Genomic DNA, 19,178 nt, shown 5'->3' on the forward strand with positions numbered 1-19,178 from the left:
GGCATGGGCATCTCCCTCTAGGAGCTATTGAGCGAAGATCGTCCCTCTATTGGTGGCACATTGCTTGGGGATGCAGGTCTCCATCATGGTGTTTGCAAACTTGGACTGCGAAAAATAGCAATTGACGCCAAACTGGGTTCTGCCTCTGAACGGCCCAGCGTAGTGGTCGATTTCCTGTGCAATACAGCGTCCATTGTCCACGCTGAGGGTTGAACGTCTCATGCCGCCAATAGAGCTCTCCCAACTCCCGCTCCCAATGGGAAAGATATTCTGACCAACGGGTACCCGACCACTTGGTGCAGTCGCCGTTGCCCAATCAATACTGTTCACAGGGTCGGCAGGGGGCGCGGGATCATCGCTGTAGCAAGACCAGCCGGTGGAGGGACCCGACAACGTCATGGTCCCGCTTGAGGGTGTCATTTCCACCGACTCGCAATAGGCTTGGTGATAGAGCTGCGTGGCTCTACTCTGGTCTTCATAGCGATAGCTGAGTCTCCCAAAATCATCTTGTTTCAGGCGCTGTGTCACGTCCACGATGCCGCCATTGAAGTCTGGCCAGCTGCTTGTCCTATCTACGCTGACACTTCCGTCTGGATTCGCGACTACGACATCTATGCTTAGGCGCTCGCTAGCGCCAATGGCGGTCGCGGGCAGAAAGGCCGCTATCAAAAAGGCGAGTTGCTTCAACTTCATGTCTCAGCTCCTCTTTTGGGATGGAGAGCTGATGCTGAACTGAGTTCTGGTCGCCCGACGAGATACCTATCCAGTTATCGTTGTTTTGAAAATTTTCTTATGTTTCAGACTGTTAACCACGAAAGAAGCCGTCGCAAACGTCTGCTCAAATGCACTTCACCGCATACACCGGCCCGGCCCCGATCAGCATCAACGCCATGTAGTCACTATCGCTGGCCTTGCCCTTCAACGTCGCGTCCTTGTTGAAGTGGAAGATGCCGAAGCCACCGGCCATGCGGATCAACGCGCTGTCGATCTGCTCGGCGTCATCGCGGAAGTAGCGGCTGATCTCGCTGCGGGTGGCCTTGTGCAGCGCATTGGGCTCGCGCTGCCACTGGTCGCCGCGGCTGAAGGAGACGAAGTACTGGCCGCCTTCCTTGTCGATGCGGAAGTCGGCCGGCTTGCGCGCGCCGGTGGCGAAGCAGCCCTGCAACGGGTCGGTGGAAAACGGAAGCCCGGCGTCACCGCTGCAGGCGGCGGTCAGCAGCAGGAGGGCACCGGGCAGCAGCAGGCGGAGCGTGCGCATGGGATGTCCCTACAGGGCAGGTGCGGCTAGTGTAGGCGGCATGCGGGCGTGGCCCGTACAGAAATTCGGCAAGGACACAGGGGTTTTCGGATGGCGCAGGGCAAGGCACCGTGGTGCGGCGTGGCCAGTTGGCTGGGTATTGCAGTGGGGTGGGGGGCAGGCACCGTGGCGGCACAGGCAGCGGTCGCTGCGGGTGGCAATGGCATGGCCGCAGGGCTGGGCGTGGGCGTGCTGGGTGCGGCGCTGGTGGGCGGCGGCCTGGCCGTAGCCTCGCGCGTGCGCGGTGAGCGCTGGCCGTGGATCGGCATCGGCGGTGCAGTGCTGAGTGCGCTGCCGCTGCTGATGTACCTGCTGCGGATGATGCTGAAGCTGTAGCGGTAGTGCCGGCCGCTGGCCGGCACCTGCAGGTTGCGTGCGGTGCTCATGGGGTGCCGGCCAGCGGCCGGCACTACCGGACGCGGGTCATGCGCTGCGATGGATCTCCACCGTCACGTGCACCAGCTCTTCATGGATCGCCAGCGCGTTGCGCACGGTATCGGCATCCAGCGTGGCGTCACTGGTGACCACGCTGGCGCTGACCGCGTACTTGCCGCGACCCACCTGCCAGACGTGCAGGTCGGCCAGGCGCGCCGGCCACGGGCCCTGTTCGATCACCTCGCGTACTTCGGCCACCACCGGCGCGTCCATCTGCGCGTCGAGCAGGATGCGGCCGCTGTCGTGCAGCAGGCCGATCGCCCACACCGTGACCAGCACGGCGCCGACCAGGCCCATCACCGGGTCCAGCCAGGTCAGGCCCAGCAGCTTGCCGCCGAGCAGGGCGATGATGGCCAGCACCGAGGTGGCGGCGTCGGCCAGCACGTGCACATACGCCGAGCGCAGGTTGAGGTCGTGACCGTGCGCATGGGTGTGATCGTGGTTGTGGCCGTGGTGATGGCCATGGTCATGCCCGTGGTGGTGATGCACGTGGCCCGGGCTGTCGTGCAGCCACCAGGCGCACAGCAGGTTCACGCCCAGCCCGACCGCAGCAATGGCGATGGCTTCGTTGTAGTGGATCGGTGCCGGTACCCACAGCCGCTCCAGCGATTGCACCGCCATCAGCGCGGCGACGCCAAGCAGGGCGATGGCGCTGGTATAGCCGGCCAGGATCTCGATCTTCCAGGTACCGAAGGCGAAGCGCGGGTCGTGCGCGTAGCGGCGCGCGCAGCGGTAGGCGAACACTGCCAGGCCCAGCGCGAGTGCGTGCGAACTCATGTGCCAGCCGTCGGCGAGCACGGCCATGGAGTTGAACCACCAGCCGCCGATAATTTCCACCAGCATCATGCTGACGGTGAGCCACAGAGCGCGGCGGGTATTGCGCTCGGCCAGCGGGTTGCCGTCGTCGAAGCGGTGTTCGTGGCGACGGGCGGCGGCGAGGGCGTCCAGATGCATGGGAAGACCAGAGGGTGGAAGGATACCCCCATAGGGTATACGATCCATCCATGGCCCATGTACACAAGAATCGAAAGCAGCTGTTGACCCGGGTACGCCGTATCGGCGGCCAGGTGGCAGCGTTGGAGCAGGCGCTGGACAAGCCCGAGGGTGAAGCAGGTGACTGTGCGGACGTGCTGGTGCAGGTTGCTGCGGTGCGCGGCGCCGCCCACAGCCTGCTGATGGAGCTGCTGCACGAGCACCTGCAGGAACATGTGGTCGGCGCCGACGACCCGCAGCAGCGGGCGGCCGAGGCCGAAGTGCTGGTCGAACTGCTGCGCCGCTACGGTAAATAGCAAGGGTAGTGCCGGCCGCTGGCCGGCACCTGCAGGTTGCGTGCGGCGTTCATGGGGTTGCCGGCCAGCGGCCGGCACTACCCGTGCCGGTGCCGCGCGTTCCAGATGTGCGTGGCAGCCAGCAGCAGGCTGCCGGTGACGGTGATCGGTGTTTCCCAGTCGTGCGAGGGCAACGCCAGCGCGCCGGCCAGCAGCAGGCCGAGCCCGGCGCCGGCGGTGGCCCAGGCCAGCACCGGCAACGGATGGCGGCGCTCGGCCCGCCATAGTGCATACCCGGTCAGCGGCAGGGCGATGGCCACGAACAGCAGGTGGACCCATTCCGCTTCGGCCCAGCTGCCGAACAGCGGCAGCGCGGCGGCAAGCAGGGGCAGCGCCAGGCAGTGCAGCAGGCACAGGCTGGACAGGGCAACCGCGCCGGCATCAAGCAGGGCGGCAGACGGCGACTTCATCGGGGGAGGTTCCTTGCGCAGCAATTGTTATACAGTAACATTTCCGTTCCGCAGCCAACCCGCTCCGACATGAACACTGTTTCCCGCGCCGACCGTCGCCTTCCGGTCACCGTGCTGTCCGGCTTCCTCGGAGCCGGCAAGACCACCCTGCTCAACCAGATCCTGCGCAATCGCGAGGGCCTGCGCGTGGCGGTCATCGTCAACGACATGAGCGAGGTCAACATCGATGCGCAGCTGGTGCGCGAGGGCGGCGCCGAGCTGCGCCGAACCGAAGAGACGCTGGTGGAATTCAGCAATGGCTGCATCTGCTGCACCCTGCGCGATGACCTGCTGCAGGAAGTGCGGCGCCTGGCCGACGCCGGTCGCTATGACTACCTGTTGATCGAGTCGACCGGCATCGGTGAGCCGATGCCGGTGGCGGCCACGTTCGCGGTGCGCGACGAGAAGGGCTTCAGCCTGAGTGACATCGCGCGCCTGGATACGATGGTGACGGTGGTGGATGGCAGCGCGTTTCTCGCCGACTTCGGCTCCACGTTGCGCCTGGCCGAGCGCGGCCAGCAGGCCGGGCCGGATGACGACCGGGGGGTGGTCGACCTGCTGTGCGAGCAGGTCGAGTTCGCCGATGTGATCGTGGTCAGCAAGGTCGACCAGGTGGATGACGACGTGCTGCAGGACACGCTGGCCGTGCTGCGCGGCCTGAACCGCGACGCGAAGCTGCTGCTGTCCCGCTTCGGTGATGTTCCCCTGGCGGAGCTGCTGGACACCGGCCGCTTCGACTACGAGCGTGCGCAACGTGCGCCGGGTTGGGTAAAGGAACTGCGTGGCGAGCACACGCCCGAAACCGAGGAGTACGGCATCGCCAGCTTCGTCTATCGCTCGCGGCGACCGTTCCATCCCGCGCGTTTCGCCCGCGCGCTGCAGTCGGGGATGCCCGGTGTGATCCGCAGCAAGGGCTGGTTCTGGCTGGCCAATCGCATGGACTGGGTGGGTGAGCTGAATACCGTGGGTGCCGCGACGCGGACGCAGGCGGCGGGGTTCTGGTACGCCGCGCGTGATCGCGTGCGGGCTGGGCTGGAGGACACCGCGCCATTGCTGCCGCCCACGCCACTGCCGTACAGCGACCTGGGCTGGGCGCGGCAGCAGGCCGACTGCTGGAGCGCACCGTTGCCGGGTCTGGAAGACTTCCCGGATGCGGCCGCGCATTCGGCGATGCAGCGGCTGTGGCACCCGCTGTGGGGCGACCGCCGCCAGGAGCTGGTGGTGATTGGCGTGCACATGGATGAGCGCGCGGTGCGTGCGGAGCTGGACGCGTGCCTGCTCAACGATCAGGAACTGCGTGCGGGGCCGCTGCTGTGGCAACAGCTGCCGCAGGCATTCCCGGTGTGGAAGCGGTGACGGTGCACTGAGGATCCATGGGTTGCCGGCCAGCGGCCGGCACTACCCCTGGTCGATAGGCCACGCGTGGATGGATGCATGGCGGAGTCGAGCATGGCTCGACTCTACAGTGCGATCCGTTGCGGACAATCCTGTAGAGCCGAGCCGACGCTCGGCTGCTGCAGCAGGTCCACCCATGGCGTGGATCTACAAGCCGTCACGCCACTGCCAACCCCCGGTGCCCACCTGCAGCACGTGGGTCGGCCGCAACGCCTGCAGCAGGTGCCGGTCGTGGCTGACCATCAGCAGCGCGCCCGGCCACGCCGCCAGCAGTTCTTCCAGTGCCTGCAACGCGCTCAGATCCAGCGCGTTGCCCGGCTCGTCCAGCAGCAACAGCTGCGGTGCGGGATCTGCATACAGCACGCTGGCCAGCGCGCCTTTCACCCGTTCACCATCACTGAGGCTGTGGGCTGCACGCTGGATGCGCTGTGCGTCCAGCCCGAGCAGGGCCAGCCGTGTGCGCAGTTCACCCGCATCCGCCACTGGGTTGGCGGCCTGCACGGTGTCGAGAATGCTGCGTTCGCCGGACAATCCCAGCAGCTGCTGGTCGAGCAGCGCCAGTGGTGCATGGCGCTGCACGATGCCGCTGCGTGCAGGCAGCTGGCCGGCCAGCACGCGCAGGAGCGTGGACTTGCCACTGCCATTGTCACCGACCACGGCGATGCGCTGGCCGCGGCGGATCTCCAGCTGCAACGGTGCACTGCAACCCTGCGGCAGCACCAGCGACTCCGCCTGCAGCAGACGTGCGTTGCCGCGTTCACCGTCACCGGCGAACAGCGCCAGCTCCGGCGCGGCGTGAACTGCCGAAGCCGCTGCGCGCAGCTGGTCGGCGCTGGCCTGAAGACGATCGGCCTGTACCTGTTGCGCGCGCCCGTGGCTGGCCTCGGCACGCTGTTTCTGCCGGCCAAGCAGGATCGGTGCCTGGTTGGCCTGCTTCGCATCGCGATTGCCACGTGCCTGGCGCTGCTGCTGGCGTTCGTGCTGCTCGCGCGCGCTGCGCTGTTGCTGCCGGTGCTGGGCGCGGGCGTGGTCGAGCTGTGCGGCGGCCGCTTCGCGTTCGGCGGCCCGCGCGTCGGCGTAGTGCTGCCACGGCCCGCCATAGCGATGCAGCCCGCGCGCGTCGAGCTCGACGATCTGCTGCATCTGCGCCAGCAGCTCGCGATCATGGCTGATCACCAGCAGGCCGCCGCGCCACTGCTGCAACCGTTCGTACAACTGTTGGCGATGGCGGCCATCGAGGTGGTTGCTGGGTTCGTCCAGGATCAGCCAATCGGCGCCGCTGGCCCAGGCGCCGGACAGCGCCACCTGCATGGCCTGGCCGCCACTGAGACGCGCGGCGGGTTGGGCGGGATCGAGATCGTCGGGCAGGCGGAGCGCCTGCCATTGCTGCTGCAGGCGCTCGCGCAGATCCCAATGGTCGCCGACGCAGGCGAAGTCGGCCTCATCCACGCTGCCGGCTTCGATGCGTTGCAGCGCGGCCAGTTCCGCGCCGACGCCGGCCAGTTCACCGACCGTGCCGGCGGGGGGATAGCCGGGCGTCGGCAACAGGAACACGCGGCCGCTGCTGCGCACCTGCCCGTTCTCTGGCCGCACCCGACCCGCGAGCAGGCGTGCGAGCACGCTCTTGCCGGTGCCATTGGCACCGACCAGGCCGGTGGCGACCGGATCGAAGGAAAACGACAGATCGGAAAACAGCGGGCGGCCGTCGGCCAGCCGATACGACACGCGATCGAGCGTGAGGGAATGTGTGGTCATGCGACCTCCATGGATGCCGGTTCTCCCCTGCGCGCAGGGGCGGGAAGAGTCAGGCCGTCTGTTGGGAAGACGGCGGCATCAATGGCGCATTGGTCGCGAGCCTCTGGGAGGAATGAGCGGCCAGTATAGCGGGGTTGGCTGAATGGTTTGATGGCTCTGCACTACAAGAGCATCCACGCATGGCGTGGATCTACTGTGGGCCGGGCATGGGTGGATTTCTCGCGGCTACGGCACGGTGTCCAGGCGGGCGCCGACGAAGTCGATGAACACCCGCAGCTTCGGCAATACGTGTCGGCCCGACGGCCACAGCAGGTGGAAGGTGCCGCAGGAGTGCACATGATCCTCCAGCACGGTGACCAGGCGGCCGTCGGCCAGCGCATCGCGTACCGAGTGCACCGGCACGAAGGCCAGGCCGGTATCGCGCAGCGCCAGCGCCACCCGCGCCTCGATGGTGTTGGCCACCATGTGCACCGGCAGCTCCTGCGGTGTTTCGTGGTCGGGCCAGTGGATCGGCCACGGCTCCAGCTTGCCGGTGCTGGGGAAGCGGTAGTGCAGCAACGTGTGCTGCAGCAGGTCGGCCGGCGTGCGTGGAACGCCGCGACGCTGCAGGTAGCCCGGCGAGGCGACGACACGCCGCGGGAATACCCCCAGCCGGCGTGCGTTCATCCGCGAGTCGCTGGGTTCGCCAACGCGCAGCACCGCATCGAAACCTTCCTCGATGACATCGACCAGCCGGTCGCTGAAATCCAGGTCGAGGCGGATGTCCGGATACGCGGCCATGAATTCGGCCATCAACGGCAGGGTGAGGTCGCCTACCAGTGGCAGGCTGATCCGCAGCGTGCCGCTCGGTGCAGCGTGCGGTTGCGCCAGTTCGGTGCGCGCGGCATCGCGTTCGTCGAGGATGCGCCGGCAGCGCGCCAGGAACAGCTGGCCCTCGGCGGTGAGGGTGATGCTGCGCGTGCTGCGGTGGAACAGGCGCACGCCCAGTGCGTGCTCCAGCCGCGCAACGCACTTGCCGGCGGCCGATGCGGAGATGCCCTGCAGGCGCCCGGTCTCGACGAAGCTGCGGGTGTCGGCGGCGTGGACGAAGGTCTGCAGATTGGCGAGGTTGTCCAGGACTGACATGGGCGTACCGGCAATGAAAACGGCAGGGTAGGGGTGGGTGATCGCGGCACGCGGCGCGGCCATCGCAACACTGTGGTGCGGGGCCTCGGGCAGGCCTTGCGGCGTTGCAGTTCCGGGCATGATGCCGATTGCGGACTGCACGGTCCATGATGCCCGGAGCGGCAACCGGCTTTTTGCAGCGCCGCGCGCTGCCTAACGTGGCGGGCCTCTCCCCACGGATCACCATGATGAATGCCGCTCTTTCCCTTGAACCTGCGCCGACGCTGCCTTCGGTGCAGCGGCTGCTGCAGCAGGTCCATCCGTTGCGCCTGGTTGGTGCGGTGGTGCTGGTGCGCGAGCACGGCGTGCTGCGCCATGCCAGCGCGAGCGGGCTGGCCGATCGCGAGTCGGCCAGGCCGATGCAGCGCGATCAGCTGTTCCGGCTGGCATCGGTCAGCAAGCCGTTGCTGGCCACGGTGATCCTGCGCCTGGTGGCTGAAGGCGTGCTCGACCTCGACGCGCCGGTGCAGCGCTGGCTGCCGGAATTCCGCCCGGCGCTGGCCGATGGCAGCACGCCGCCTATCAGCCTGCGCCAGCTGCTCAGCCACAGCAGCGGACTGGGCTATCGCTTCCTGGAGGCGGATGCGGAGGGACCCTACGCGCGCGCTGGCGTCAGCGATGGCATGGACGCCAACCCGTTGACCCTGGCCGAGAACGTGCGCCGCATCGCGCAGGTGCCACTGCTGTTCGCACCGGGCAGCCAGTGGCTTTACTCGTTGGGCGTGGACGTGGCCGGTGCGGTGGCCGAAGCCGCGACCGGTGAAACGCTGCAGGCGCTGTTCCAGCGTCTGCTGGCTGCCCCGTTGCGCCTGCGCGACACCGCATTCGTTACGCGCGATGCAGAGCGGCTGGCCACGCCGTATGTGAGCGACACGCCGCAACCGCATCGCCTGCAGGAAGGCGAGGTGGTCGCACCTTTCGAGGGAACGCTGGGCATCGAGTTCAGTCCCGCGCGTGCCACCGACGCCAGTCGGTTCGCTTCGGCCGGCGCCGGCCTGGTCGGTACCGCCGATGAGGTGATGGCGGTGCTGGAGGCTTTGCGCGACGTGCAACGCTCTGGCCTGCTGCCGCCCGCGCTGGCGGCAGAGATGGCCAGCCCGCAGGTGGGCGAACAGGGGCCGCCGGAACCGGCCGGCTGGGGCTTCGGGCTGGGCTTTGCGGTACTGCGCGATGCCGCCGCCAGCGGCACACCACAGCGCGAAGGCAGCTGGCGCTGGGGCGGTGCCTACGGGCACAGCTGGTTTGTCGACCCGTCGCGTGGGCTGAGCGTGGTGGCGCTGACCAACACCCTGTACGAAGGGATGGATGGCGTTTTTGTCGATGCACTGCGCGACGCGGTCTATGCCGACCTGGAGACTACGCGATGAGCGGCCATGCCATCGATGCCGCCAGTCCGGCCGGCGAGGCCACGCGCCTGCCGTGGGCGGGCCTGCTTGCCTTGGCCGGTGGCGGCTTCATCACCCTGTTGACCGAGACCCTGCCGGCGGGTGTGCTGCGGCCGATGGGCGAAAGCCTGGGCGTGAGTGATGCGGCGGTCGGCCAGCTGGTGAGCGTGTATGCGCTGGGTTCGGTGATGGCCGCACTGCCGATGACCGCGCTGACCCAGCGCCTGCCACGGCGTCCGCTGCTGCTGGCGGCCATCGCCGGCTTCGTGGTGGTCAATACGCTGACCGCGTTGAGCAGCAGTTACGCGCTGATCCTGGCTGCGCGCTTCCTGGCCGGTGTGAGCGGTGGATTGCTGTGGTCGCTGGTGGCTGGCTACGCCGCACGCATGGTGGTGCCGTCGCTGCAGGGACGGGCCATCGCAGTGGCGATGGTCGGTTCGCCGCTGGCGCTGTCGCTGGGGGTGCCGGCCGGAACGCTGCTTGGCCAGCAGATCGGCTGGCGCTGGGCGTTCGCGTTGATGAGCGTGCTGGGTCTGCTGCTGCTGGCCTACGCGCGCTGGGCGTTGCCTGCGCTGCCGGCCGCTGGGGCCGGGCAACGCACTTCGCTGGCGACCGTGTGGCGCCTGCCCGGTGTACGCAGTGCGCTGCTGGTGATGGCGCTGTACGTGCTGGCGCACAACGTGCTGTACACCTACATCGAGCCGCTGGCCGTCGACGCGGGTGCCGGTGCGTGGCTGGACCGGCTGCTGCTTGCTTTCGGCATGGCGGCGATTGCTGGCATCGCGATGGCCGGCTGGGGCGTGGATCGCTACCTGCATGCGCTGGTGTGGGCGGCGGTGATCGGTTTCATCGTTCCGGTGCTGGCCTTGCTGGTGTGGCCTGGCGTGGCGAGCGCACTGCTGCTGGCGACGATCCTGTGGGGCGTGGCGTTCGGCGCCGTGCCGACCCTGTTCCAGACCGCCTTGGCACGGCGCGCCGGGGCCGCTGCGGACCTGGCGCAATCGATGCTGGTGACCGGCTGGAACCTGGCCATTGCGGCCGGCGGCGTGGCAGGCGGCGTGCTGCTGCAGGCCAGCGGCCCACGCCAGCTGGGATGGCTGCCGTTGCTGTTGCTGGCGGTGACCGCCGCGTGGTTGCTGGCACGGCCGAAGGCGTGGGCGTAGCTATTGATCAGTGATGACGCGGTGCCGGCGAGCGGCCGGCACTACCGTGGGCCTTGCTTTTGCCTTGCTAATCCAGCGGTGCCTGCTCGATCGGCACGCTGCGCGGGTTCTGCATGTGTTCGCGTGCAGCGCCGTACTGCTGCCGCCGCTTCTGATGGAAGGCGACGAACTCATCGCGCGGCAGCGGCCGCGAGAACAGCCAGCCCTGCCCGAATTCCACATGCCGGCTGTGCAGGTAGGCCAGCTGCGCTTCGGTTTCCACGCCCTCGGCCACCACCCACAGGCCCAGCTCCTTGGCCATGTCGATGATATGCGGCGTGACCGGGCTGGTGGCGCTTTCGGTGCCGATCGCATCGATGAATGATTTGTCGATCTTCAGCGCATCCAGTGGCAGCTGCTGCAGGTATTGCAGGCTGGAGAAGCCGACCCCGAAATCGTCGATGGCCACGCTGTGGCCGGCGCGGCGGGCGGCGGCGAGCATGGTGCGCGCGCGGTCCAGATCGAGGAAGCCACGTTCGGTGGCCTCCATCCAGATCTGCTGCGGCAGGATGCCGCTGCCGGCCATGTGCCGGGAGATCATCTTCAGGGCGCGACCGCTGCTGATGTCTTCGGCGGCGAGGTTGATCGCGATGTGCGCGCTGCGGTCGGCGACCAGCAGCTCGCGCATGTCGCGCACCACGTTCTCGATCACCAGGTCGGTGACGTCGGCGATCATGCCGGCCTCTTCGGCCAGTGGAATGAACAGGTCAGGGCGCACCTGGGTGCCATCCGGGCGTTGCCAGCGCACCAGCGCCTCGGCGCCGACGCAGATGCCGGTGTCCAGTTCGATGATCGGCTGGTAATGCAGGTACAGCTCGCGGCGACGGATGGCGGTGGCCAGTTCGCCGCGCAGGGAAAGGCGCCGCCGCGACAGCCAGATCACCAGGCCGGCCCCGGCGGCGGCCAGCAGCAGGCCCGCCGGCACGTACAGCCAGGCCTGTTGGCGGAAGGCGGCGGCAAGCGCGGTGCGCGGTGTAGTGGCGACGGCCAGCCATTCCTCGTTGCGCGCGGTAGCGAACAGCGTGGTGTGGTCCAGGCCTTCGCCCGGGTCGCGCAGCAGTGCCTGCAGCAGGTCCGGATCCAGGCCGGGCTGTTTGGCCAGCAGGCGTCCATCGGGGCTGGCCAGTGCCAGCCGCACATTCGGGTCGGCGATGACATCGACGAAGCGGCGTGGGTCCACCAGAGCGTCGTAGGACCCATACAGGATCGCCAGCACCTGGCGTCGCCCGCTGATTTCCGGGCGCACGTCCACTGCGATGCCGGCGCCGTCGCTGGTGACGTGGTCCGGCCTGGGCTGATCCACATCCGACAGGAACGGCCCCCAGGAGGTGCAGCGCAGCTTGCCTCCTTCGAAGTAGCCCATCTGGTCAATCGATGGGGTGGTCATTACCAGGGTCTGCATGCGCCGGATGTGCTCGGGGCTGCAGGACACGTAGGCACCGGCTTCGGCGGATTTCAGCGCCGCCAGCGCCTCCTGGTAGGACAGGTCGGAGCGGCGCAGGGTGCGATCGGCGATGTCGCGCAGGCGCTGCTGTTCGACGCTGACCGCGCGGTCCCAGGTGGCGTAGGCCATGACCGCGATCGGCACCGCAGCGGCCAGCAGGGCCAGTGCGGTACCGCCGATGATGACGCGCAGGCGGCTCATGGCCGGGGCTCCAGCAGGGCGGGCGGGGCAGGGCGCATGGTCGGGCCGGTCCTTGGGCAGGTGCGGCTATCTGAGCATGGCACCGGGCCGGGCGGAATGGGATCAATACGGTATTCGGTCACATTGTGGTGAAAGCGGCCTGCTTTGACGCAATGGGGCCGTCTGGCGCTGGCGCTCGGCGCCGCGGAGGACTACCGTCGAACGCTTCGCCCGCCCCTTCCCGCGCCCATGACCGAGCCCGCCACGCCCCCCGAGCACCTGCGCCGCAGCCTGTCCAACCGCCACCTGCAACTGATCGCCATCGGCGGTGCCATCGGCACCGGCCTGTTCATGGGCTCGGGCAAGACCATCAGCCTGGCCGGCCCGTCCATCGTCTTCGTCTACCTGATCATCGGCGCGATGCTGTTCTTCGTGATGCGTGCGATGGGCGAGCTGCTGCTGTCCAACCTGCAGTACAAATCCTTCATCGACTTCTCCACCGACCTGCTCGGCCCGTGGGCCGGGTTCTTCTGTGGATGGACCTACTGGTTCTGCTGGATCGTCACCGCGATTGCCGACGTGATCGCGATTGCCGCCTACGCACAGTTCTGGTTCCCCGGGCTTGAGGCCTGGAAACCGGCGCTGGGCTGCGTGATGCTGCTGCTGGCGTTGAACCTGGTGACGGTGAAGCTGTTCGGTGAAATGGAATTCTGGTTCGCGCTGATCAAGATCGTGGCGATCTGTGCGCTGATCATCACCGGCGCCGGGCTGGTGGCGTGGGGCTTCACCTCACCCAGCGGCCACACCGCGTCGCTGTCGAACCTGTGGAATGACGGCGGCATGTTCCCGATGGGCCTGGTCGGCTTCTTCGCCGGGTTCCAGATTGCGGTGTTCGCCTTCGTCGGCATCGAGCTGGTCGGCACCACCGCCGCCGAAACTGCCGATCCCGAGCGCAACCTGCCCAAGGCAATCAACTCGATCCCGGTGCGCATCATCATCTTCTATGTGCTGGCGCTGATCGCGATCATGGCGGTCACCCCGTGGCGCCAGGTGGTGCCGGACAAGAGCCCGTTCGTGCAGCTGTTCGTGCTGGCCGGCATTCCCGCCGCCGCCAGCCTGATCAATTTCGTGGTGCTGACCTCGGCCACGTCCTCGGCCAACAGTGGCATCTTCTCCACCAGCCGCATGCTGTACGGCCTGGCCGAAGAGGGGCACGCCCCGCGCGGGCTGTCGAAGTTGTCACGCGCTGCCGTGCCCGCCCGAGGCCTGCTGTTCTCGTGCCTGTGCCTGCTGGGCGGCACGCTGCTGATCTACCTGATTCCGAACCTGGTGACCGCCTTCACCCTGGTGACGACGCTGGCCACGGTGCTGTTCATCTTCGTCTGGTCGCTGATCCTGGTGGCCTACATGGCCTATCGCCGCCGCTACCCGGAGCGCCACGCTGCCTCGATCTTCAAGATGCCCGGCGGCGTTGCCATGTGCTGGGCCTGCCTGGTGTTCTTCGCCGCCGTGCTGGTGCTGCTGAGCCTGCAGGGCGACACCCGCCAGGCGCTGATCGCCAGCCCAGTGTGGTTCGTGCTGCTGGGCGCGGGGTATTGGGTGCGCCGGAGGGCCGCGAAGTGATCCAACGTCTCCGTTCCATCGATTGATCCATCGTCTCCAGAGAGTTTCATCCACGCATGGCGTGGATCTACTGTCAGCCGCAGGAAATCGGCCGCTGCCGTTGCCGTTGAGGTTGCCGGCCAGCGGCCGGCACTACCGCGGGTGCAGGGCGTAGCCCTGCCGGCCCCCATTCACCCAACATTCGCGGGCGTGGCCGGATCATCCGGCCGCCATGTCCCATCGACCTCTCCTGCTTGCACTGGTGCTGCTGCCCATCCTGTGGCCCGGGATGGCTGCCGCGCGCACGGTCTACCGCTGCGTGCAGGGCAACACCGTCAGCCTGGCCACCGCACCGGAGCCGGGATCGCGGTGCACGCCGAAGGAGATCGACGACAACGCCATCCAGGCCCCGAACCTGTGGGGCAACATGGGCGTGTTCAGTGGTGTGCTGTACGAGCGCGAGCAGGACGGCGTGCTGGTCTATTCCACCCGCAACCTGCCCGGCTCGCGGGTATTCCTGAAGTTCACCGTGGCCACGCCGCCGGGCGAGCCGGCGCACGAGGGCCTGGGCAAGGTCGGCAAGCCGCAGCTCGCGCAGCACGCCAGGCAGTTCAAGGCCGCGGCCAAAGCCACCGGCGTCGATGATGCCTGGCTGCGCGCGATCGCCCATGCCGAAAGCAATTTCGATCCGCTGGCGGTCTCGACCAAGGGCGCACAGGGCGTGATGCAGTTGATGCCGGAGACCGCACAGGAATATGGCGTGCGCGATCCGTTCTCGCCACAGCAGTCGATCGAGGGCGGCGCACGCTACATGCGCGCGCTGCTGCGCCGTTACAACGGCGATCGCCCGTTGGCGGCGGCTGCCTACAACGCGGGCATCGGTGCGGTCACCCGCTACAAGGGCGTGCCGCCCTACGCCGAAACCCTGGCCTATGTGGACAAGGTGATGGCGCTGTACGCGCGCTACCGCGAAGCGATGGGCATCCGCACCGAAGTGCCAGCCCGCTAGCAGGGACTCAGCGCGAGGTGGAAGTGCTGACCAGGTCGTAGCGCTCGATGCGGCCGACGCGTGCCACCTCCGCCTGCACGTCGGCACGCTGCTTGAGTGCACGCCACGCGGCATCGATGCGCACATCGCCCGGCAATGACGGATAGGTGCGCATGTCCTGCAGGCTGGCCAGGGTTTCACCGCGTTCAACCGGCGAGCGCAGCTGTTCGATCAGCACGGCAGCGGCACCGTCCAGGTCGCCTTCCTCCAGCAGCATTTCGCGATGGAACAGGCGGGCATCGTCGCGCTGGGCCAGGATCACCGCGCGTGCTGCATCGCGCGCCTTGGCATCGCCGCGCTCGCGGGCCGCGGCGAACTGCAGCAGCGCCTGTGCGGCCTTGCCGTAACCGGCGAGGCCCGGCATGTCATTCACGGCCTGCGCAGCGTCCTGCATGCGCCCCAGCGAACTGAACACGAAGCCGACATTCATCTGGTGCTCGATACCATCCGGGCCGAGCGCGCCGATGCGGGCGGCCTGCTTCGCCGTGGCCAGTGCCTCATCGGTGCGGCCCAGCCGGCGCAGTGCGGTGAGCCGGCTGTTGAGCAGCCAGGCCACCCATTCCGCCTCCGCGGCGGCAGGCGATTCGCCGTTGCTGGCGGCACCGGCCATGCCCTCGGTCAACGACAGCACTTCCTCGTTGCGGTCCAGCATCAGCAAGGTGGTGCTGAACTCGGCCATGCGCGCGTCCAGTGCGCGGTCGAGCAGGCCGGAAACACGCAGTTCATCGAGGTGGCGCTGTGCCGCCTGCACCGGATCGAAACGCGCGTCACCGCGATCGACATAGCGATCAAAGCGCTTGTCGCTGCGCAGGCGGATGATCTCGGCCGGGCTGTCGATCCGCGCCAGCGTGGCCGGAATGCTGTCGCCACGGCCGTTGTCGGCCTGCAGCGTGGCCAGCGCCAGCCACAGCCCGGTGGGTTCCAGGCCGCCACTCTTCCAGCCGTTGTCAAACAGCGCCTGCAGCAGGTCCATGCGCTTCTGCGGCTGCTCACGCAGGCGGTACTGCAGGTAGTTGATGGCGTGGTGATCGATCGGCAGCGGTGCGTCGGCGTGCTGCAGTGCCTTCACCAGGAAAGTGGTGGCTGCGGCCGGCTGGTTGTCCGACAGTTCCACCGACACCTGGGTGAGCAGGATCTGTGCATCCTCCGGCAGGGCCTCCTGCGCCCGCTGCAGGTAGCGGCGGGCCTGGTCCGGCTTCTTCTGCATCAGCGCGGTCCAGCCGGCGACCTGCGAGGCGCGGCCGCGATGCTCGGCATCGAAGTCGTCCAGCAACGGATCTTCCATCAGCCGCTCCATGCTGATCAGCGCACCCAGCGTGTTGCCGTCGCGTGCCTGCTGGATGGCCTCATCCCAACGCGTGGCGTACGCCGCGTGTACTGCATCGGCGGTGGCCGAAGGCTTCTGCGGGGCCACCGTGATCGAAGCGGAGGCGGGCGCGCTGGCCAATGCGGCCAGCAGCAGGGCGGTGAGGGGGAGAACGCGGGGCATGGAGAATCTCCATCCGTGGGAACCGCATTGAACCTGCTACGGCCAGCGAGGACAAGCACGACGAAGCGAATCCTGGTGTTCAGCCGCATGATCGGCCGTGGCGGATCGCACGCGCAGCGTCTATTGTCGGTGCCTCTTCAAGCAGCAGGCAGAGGCAGCGCAACACGATGGCACGGTGGCAATGGATGGCGGCAGGGGTGGCGTTGGCAACGGCGGTGGGCTTGGCTGCAACCTGGTGGGATACCCCGCTGAAAACGCTGGCCGGCCCTGCCGGCCCCGTGCCCACGCCGCTGGCCTGGACCGCGCAGATCGAGCCGCTGGCCGGCGATGGTCACCCCGGCGACCGCGACGGTGCGTCCGCGCAGGCGCGCTTCGCCGACCCGTATGCACTGCTGCGCGGCACCGATGGCAGTATCTATTTCACCGATGCCGGTGACAACAACCGGATCCGCCGCCGCCTGCCCGATGGCCGCGTTGAAACCGTGGCCGGGCAGGGCGAGGGCCGTGTCGATGGCCCTGCGCTGCAGGCCAGCTTCAATACGCCTTCGGGCATTGCCGGCGATGCGCAGGGCAACCTGTACGTGGCCGACACGGGCAACCATGCGATCCGCCGCATCGGCACCGATGGCCAGGTGACCACGCTGGCCGGTGGTGAACAGGGCTTCGCCGATGGCCCTGCCATGCAGGCCCGCTTCGATGCACCGATGGGCGTTGCGGTGGACGCGCAGGGCCAGGTCTACGTGGCGGACACGTTCAATGACCGCATCCGGGTGATCGGTACTGATGGCAGCGTGCGTACCCTGGCCGGTGGTGATCGGCCGGGCTTTGCCGATGGCGTGGGCGCCGCTGCGCGTTTCGATACGCCGGTGGCGCTGGCCTTCGACGCGCAGGGTGCGTTGCTGGTGGCCGATCTGTTCAACAACGCCGTGCGCCGGGTGGGGACCGATGGCACGGTCAGCACCGTGGTCGCCGCCGGTGGCGTGATCAATGGGCCGCTGTCGCTGGCCACCACCCACGACGGCGTGCTGTACGTGGGTGATCTGGATGGCCGCATCGTGCAGGTGACGCCGCAGGGCCACCAGATCGCGCTGGTCGGCAATGGCCGCCTGCCGCGCCTGGCCCGCCCGAGCGGGTTGGCGCTGGATGCCGATGGCAGCGTGCTGGTGGCCGACGCCGCAGGCTACCGCCTGCATCGCCTGCGTCCGCTGCCGGTGGGCGAACTGCCGGCGCCGGCACGGGTCGGCCCGGCCGCCGACGCCGCGCTGCCGAAGACGGGCGGCCGTTGGCCGCTCGCACCGCAGGACGGCTGGCACGAAGTGGTCGGCACCCTGGGTGAAGTGCGCGGCAACTTCAGCGGTGAGAGCCGCCACCACCTGCATGGCGGCTTCGACGTGCGCGGTGATGTGGGCCAGACCGTGCTGGCGATTGCCGAAGGCAAGATCAGCAGTCCGGTGGCAGCCTGGAACCTGGGCGAGCAGGCCGAGGGCCTGGCGGTGGACCGCCTCAAGTACATCCACATGCGCGTCGGCCGCACCCCGCGCGATGTGCCGTTCGACGCGCGCTGGCAGGCGTTGTACGACGAGCAGGGCAAGCTGCAGCGGATGCGCGTGCGGCGTGGCATGCGCATCCATGTGGGTGACCGCCTGGGCAGCATCAACAACCAGGCGCACGTGCACCTGGCGGTGGGTACCGGTGGTTTCGAGACCAATGCGGTGGCGCTTGGCTTCCATAACTACGCCGATCACTTCGCACCGCGCATCACTGATGTCGCACTGCTGGACGACAACGACCAGCCGATGGCCGCAGGCAGCGATGGCGTGGTAGTGGTCGCGCGGCAGGGGCGTGGCGTGCAGATCGTGGTGGAGGCCTGGGACCAGGTCGACAACAATCTGCCACGACGCCGCCTGGGCATGTACCAGGTGGGTTACCAGATCCTCGATGCTACGGGACAACCGCTGCAGGGCTACGAGCAGCCGCGCTGGAACATCGTGTTCAACCGCATGCCGCCGCAGCGGGAAGCGGTGCGCGTGGCCTACGCACCGGACAGCGGCATCACCGTGCATGGCAGCGCGGTGACCCGGTTCCGCTACCTGGCCACCAACACCGTGCGTGATGGCCTGATGGAAACCGGACGCTGGCAGCCGGCGGCGTTGCCGCCGGGCGAGTACATCGTGCGTGCCAGCGTGCGCGACTACAGCGGCAACGAAGGCGTCGGCCCGCGCGAGATCAGAGTACGGCTGCTGCCATAGCCGCAGCCGGGGCGCCGCAGCGTTCGCGCTCGGCGTCCATGTCTTCCAGCGGCCGCACTTCGATGCTGCCGAAGCGTGCCCACGGGAAGTCGCGGGCGATGCGCATGGCGTCGTCGCGGTCGCGCGCCACGATCAGGTTGAAGCCGGCCAGCAGCTCGCGGGTTTCGGCAAACGGGCCATCGAGCACGCGGCTGTGTCCATCGCGCACGCGCAGGGTCTGTGCGGTATCGACCGGCTGCAGCTTCTGTGCGGCCAGCAGCGCGCCTTCGGCCTGCAGCTTGTCGGCATGGGCCAGGCAGTCGCGCATCAGCGCGTTGAATTCTTCGGTGGGCAGGGCCTGCAGCAGGGCAGGCTCGATGTAGATCAGAAGCAGGTACTGCTGCATGGCATGGTCCTGGCGGGGGCGGGGGTCCATGATCGCGCAGGATTGCGCACGGGCATGTTGCAGCGCAGAAGCGCGCCTTCGGCGGAGATCGGCGAACGGCGGAGCCCCTCCGTGGTGGGGTGGGGTTGGTCGCTGAAAGCGGGTTTGCTGAGGGTGGGCCGGGTGGGTAGGCGGGTCGGGGGACGCCGTAAACCCATCCGTGGGGGCTTAGCCGCGGCATCCATGCCGCGGACTGATCTGGCCCCCTGAAAACGGACGCCATGAAGCCGTTTCAGGCGGCAGCCCGGAGCTGCCGGGCGTAGTTGTTAGGCGAGTGGTAGCCCAGCGCCGAGTGTAGCCGGGCTGGATTGTAGAAGCCGTGGATGTAAGCA

Annotated in this window: 17 protein-coding genes; 8 read left to right on the plus strand and 9 right to left on the minus strand. The window is 67.9% G+C overall.

The window, feature by feature from the left end:
* Window positions 1–24 precede the first annotated feature (24 nt).
* Window positions 25–693, minus strand: a complete 669-nt coding sequence (locus AC5P7S_RS14430) for a hypothetical protein (RefSeq protein WP_141239403.1) — start codon at window positions 691–693, stop codon at window positions 25–27.
* Window positions 694–838: 145 nt separating this feature from the next.
* The gene (locus AC5P7S_RS14435) at window positions 839–1,258 is read right to left on the minus strand and encodes a hypothetical protein (RefSeq protein WP_095379401.1); all 420 of its coding nucleotides are present in this window, start codon (window positions 1,256–1,258) and stop codon (window positions 839–841) included.
* A gap of 90 nt (window positions 1,259–1,348) precedes the next feature.
* Between AC5P7S_RS14435 and AC5P7S_RS14440 the strand changes: the two genes are divergently transcribed.
* On the plus strand, window positions 1,349–1,633 hold the full coding sequence (locus tag AC5P7S_RS14440; RefSeq protein WP_005415073.1) for a hypothetical protein: 285 nt from the start codon (window positions 1,349–1,351) through the stop codon (window positions 1,631–1,633).
* Between the two features lie 87 nt (window positions 1,634–1,720).
* Here AC5P7S_RS14440 and dmeF read toward each other — a convergent pair whose 3' ends face one another.
* Entirely contained in the window at window positions 1,721–2,686 is a 966-nt protein-coding gene (gene dmeF, locus AC5P7S_RS14445) for a CDF family Co(II)/Ni(II) efflux transporter DmeF (protein ID WP_095379404.1), read from the minus strand.
* A 50-nt stretch (window positions 2,687–2,736) separates the two neighbouring features.
* Between dmeF and AC5P7S_RS14450 the strand changes: the two genes are divergently transcribed.
* Complete coding sequence (locus AC5P7S_RS14450; RefSeq protein ID WP_095379406.1) at window positions 2,737–3,021, plus strand: metal/formaldehyde-sensitive transcriptional repressor; 285 nt, start codon at window positions 2,737–2,739, stop codon at window positions 3,019–3,021.
* Between the two features lie 77 nt (window positions 3,022–3,098).
* Here AC5P7S_RS14450 and AC5P7S_RS14455 read toward each other — a convergent pair whose 3' ends face one another.
* Window positions 3,099–3,470, minus strand: a complete 372-nt coding sequence (locus AC5P7S_RS14455) for a MerC domain-containing protein (RefSeq protein WP_095379408.1) — start codon at window positions 3,468–3,470, stop codon at window positions 3,099–3,101.
* Window positions 3,471–3,539: 69 nt separating this feature from the next.
* On the opposite strand from AC5P7S_RS14455, the gene AC5P7S_RS14460 reads away from it, so the two are divergent.
* On the plus strand, window positions 3,540–4,865 hold the full coding sequence (locus AC5P7S_RS14460; RefSeq protein ID WP_095379410.1) for a GTP-binding protein: 1,326 nt from the start codon (window positions 3,540–3,542) through the stop codon (window positions 4,863–4,865).
* Between the two features lie 186 nt (window positions 4,866–5,051).
* Here AC5P7S_RS14460 and AC5P7S_RS14465 read toward each other — a convergent pair whose 3' ends face one another.
* Complete coding sequence (locus AC5P7S_RS14465; RefSeq protein ID WP_069140077.1) at window positions 5,052–6,659, minus strand: ATP-binding cassette domain-containing protein; 1,608 nt, start codon at window positions 6,657–6,659, stop codon at window positions 5,052–5,054.
* Window positions 6,660–6,884: 225 nt separating this feature from the next.
* Complete coding sequence (locus AC5P7S_RS14470; protein ID WP_032953875.1) at window positions 6,885–7,784, minus strand: LysR family transcriptional regulator; 900 nt, start codon at window positions 7,782–7,784, stop codon at window positions 6,885–6,887.
* A 227-nt stretch (window positions 7,785–8,011) separates the two neighbouring features.
* Between AC5P7S_RS14470 and AC5P7S_RS14475 the strand changes: the two genes are divergently transcribed.
* Both AC5P7S_RS14475 and AC5P7S_RS14480 read left to right on the plus strand, forming a co-directional pair.
* A complete protein-coding gene (locus tag AC5P7S_RS14475; protein WP_095379412.1) occupies window positions 8,012–9,190 on the plus strand; it encodes a serine hydrolase domain-containing protein in 1,179 nt (392 codons plus the stop codon).
* Window positions 9,187–10,371 (plus strand): MFS transporter, encoded by a 1,185-nt coding sequence (locus tag AC5P7S_RS14480; protein ID WP_005415081.1) that lies wholly within the window; start codon window positions 9,187–9,189, stop codon window positions 10,369–10,371. The genes AC5P7S_RS14475 and AC5P7S_RS14480 overlap by 4 nt, the downstream gene beginning before the upstream one ends.
* Before the next feature lie 67 nt (window positions 10,372–10,438).
* On the opposite strand, the gene AC5P7S_RS14485 is transcribed toward AC5P7S_RS14480, so the two are convergent.
* Window positions 10,439–12,055 (minus strand): EAL domain-containing protein, encoded by a 1,617-nt coding sequence (locus AC5P7S_RS14485; protein ID WP_095379414.1) that lies wholly within the window; start codon window positions 12,053–12,055, stop codon window positions 10,439–10,441.
* A gap of 228 nt (window positions 12,056–12,283) precedes the next feature.
* Here AC5P7S_RS14485 and cycA point away from each other — a divergent pair, with 228 nt between their 5' ends.
* Together cycA and AC5P7S_RS14495 are read left to right on the plus strand one after the other, a co-directional pair.
* Window positions 12,284–13,657: a D-serine/D-alanine/glycine transporter gene (gene cycA, locus AC5P7S_RS14490; protein ID WP_262232977.1), complete on the plus strand. Its 1,374-nt coding sequence runs from the start codon at window positions 12,284–12,286 to the stop codon at window positions 13,655–13,657.
* Between the two features lie 211 nt (window positions 13,658–13,868).
* On the plus strand, window positions 13,869–14,645 hold the full coding sequence (locus tag AC5P7S_RS14495; RefSeq protein ID WP_005415084.1) for a lytic transglycosylase domain-containing protein: 777 nt from the start codon (window positions 13,869–13,871) through the stop codon (window positions 14,643–14,645).
* 7 nt (window positions 14,646–14,652) lie between these two features.
* On the opposite strand, the gene AC5P7S_RS14500 is transcribed toward AC5P7S_RS14495, so the two are convergent.
* Window positions 14,653–16,173: a tetratricopeptide repeat protein gene (locus AC5P7S_RS14500; protein WP_095379420.1), complete on the minus strand. Its 1,521-nt coding sequence runs from the start codon at window positions 16,171–16,173 to the stop codon at window positions 14,653–14,655.
* Window positions 16,174–16,340: 167 nt separating this feature from the next.
* Here AC5P7S_RS14500 and AC5P7S_RS14505 point away from each other — a divergent pair, with 167 nt between their 5' ends.
* Complete coding sequence (locus AC5P7S_RS14505) at window positions 16,341–18,422, plus strand: NHL repeat-containing protein (RefSeq protein ID WP_095379423.1); 2,082 nt, start codon at window positions 16,341–16,343, stop codon at window positions 18,420–18,422.
* Here the strand turns inward: AC5P7S_RS14505 and AC5P7S_RS14510 are convergent.
* Window positions 18,400–18,807 (minus strand): YciI family protein, encoded by a 408-nt coding sequence (locus tag AC5P7S_RS14510; RefSeq protein ID WP_005415088.1) that lies wholly within the window; start codon window positions 18,805–18,807, stop codon window positions 18,400–18,402. The genes AC5P7S_RS14505 and AC5P7S_RS14510 overlap by 23 nt on opposite strands.
* Window positions 18,808–19,178 lie beyond the last annotated feature (371 nt).

It is taken from the genome of Stenotrophomonas sp. YJH_SMC_32 (assembly GCF_059369975.1).

What these genes read in the sequence shown, in the direction of transcription:
- AC5P7S_RS14430 (WP_141239403.1), bottom strand. Translation starts at nt 693, where the DNA reads ATGAAGTTGAAGCAACTCGCCTTTTTGATAGCGGCCTTTCTGCCCGCG.
- AC5P7S_RS14435 (WP_095379401.1), bottom strand. Translation starts at nt 1,258, where the DNA reads ATGCGCACGCTCCGCCTGCTGCTGCCCGGTGCCCTCCTGCTGCTGACC.
- AC5P7S_RS14440 (WP_005415073.1), top strand. Translation starts at nt 1,349, where the DNA reads ATGGCGCAGGGCAAGGCACCGTGGTGCGGCGTGGCCAGTTGGCTGGGT.
- dmeF (WP_095379404.1), bottom strand. Translation starts at nt 2,686, where the DNA reads ATGCATCTGGACGCCCTCGCCGCCGCCCGTCGCCACGAACACCGCTTC.
- AC5P7S_RS14450 (WP_095379406.1), top strand. Translation starts at nt 2,737, where the DNA reads ATGGCCCATGTACACAAGAATCGAAAGCAGCTGTTGACCCGGGTACGC.
- AC5P7S_RS14455 (WP_095379408.1), bottom strand. Translation starts at nt 3,470, where the DNA reads ATGAAGTCGCCGTCTGCCGCCCTGCTTGATGCCGGCGCGGTTGCCCTG.
- AC5P7S_RS14460 (WP_095379410.1), top strand. Translation starts at nt 3,540, where the DNA reads ATGAACACTGTTTCCCGCGCCGACCGTCGCCTTCCGGTCACCGTGCTG.
- AC5P7S_RS14465 (WP_069140077.1), bottom strand. Translation starts at nt 6,659, where the DNA reads ATGACCACACATTCCCTCACGCTCGATCGCGTGTCGTATCGGCTGGCC.
- AC5P7S_RS14470 (WP_032953875.1), bottom strand. Translation starts at nt 7,784, where the DNA reads ATGTCAGTCCTGGACAACCTCGCCAATCTGCAGACCTTCGTCCACGCC.
- AC5P7S_RS14475 (WP_095379412.1), top strand. Translation starts at nt 8,012, where the DNA reads ATGAATGCCGCTCTTTCCCTTGAACCTGCGCCGACGCTGCCTTCGGTG.
- AC5P7S_RS14480 (WP_005415081.1), top strand. Translation starts at nt 9,187, where the DNA reads ATGAGCGGCCATGCCATCGATGCCGCCAGTCCGGCCGGCGAGGCCACG.
- AC5P7S_RS14485 (WP_095379414.1), bottom strand. Translation starts at nt 12,055, where the DNA reads ATGAGCCGCCTGCGCGTCATCATCGGCGGTACCGCACTGGCCCTGCTG.
- cycA (WP_262232977.1), top strand. Translation starts at nt 12,284, where the DNA reads ATGACCGAGCCCGCCACGCCCCCCGAGCACCTGCGCCGCAGCCTGTCC.
- AC5P7S_RS14495 (WP_005415084.1), top strand. Translation starts at nt 13,869, where the DNA reads ATGTCCCATCGACCTCTCCTGCTTGCACTGGTGCTGCTGCCCATCCTG.
- AC5P7S_RS14500 (WP_095379420.1), bottom strand. Translation starts at nt 16,173, where the DNA reads ATGCCCCGCGTTCTCCCCCTCACCGCCCTGCTGCTGGCCGCATTGGCC.
- AC5P7S_RS14505 (WP_095379423.1), top strand. Translation starts at nt 16,341, where the DNA reads ATGGCACGGTGGCAATGGATGGCGGCAGGGGTGGCGTTGGCAACGGCG.
- AC5P7S_RS14510 (WP_005415088.1), bottom strand. Translation starts at nt 18,807, where the DNA reads ATGCAGCAGTACCTGCTTCTGATCTACATCGAGCCTGCCCTGCTGCAG.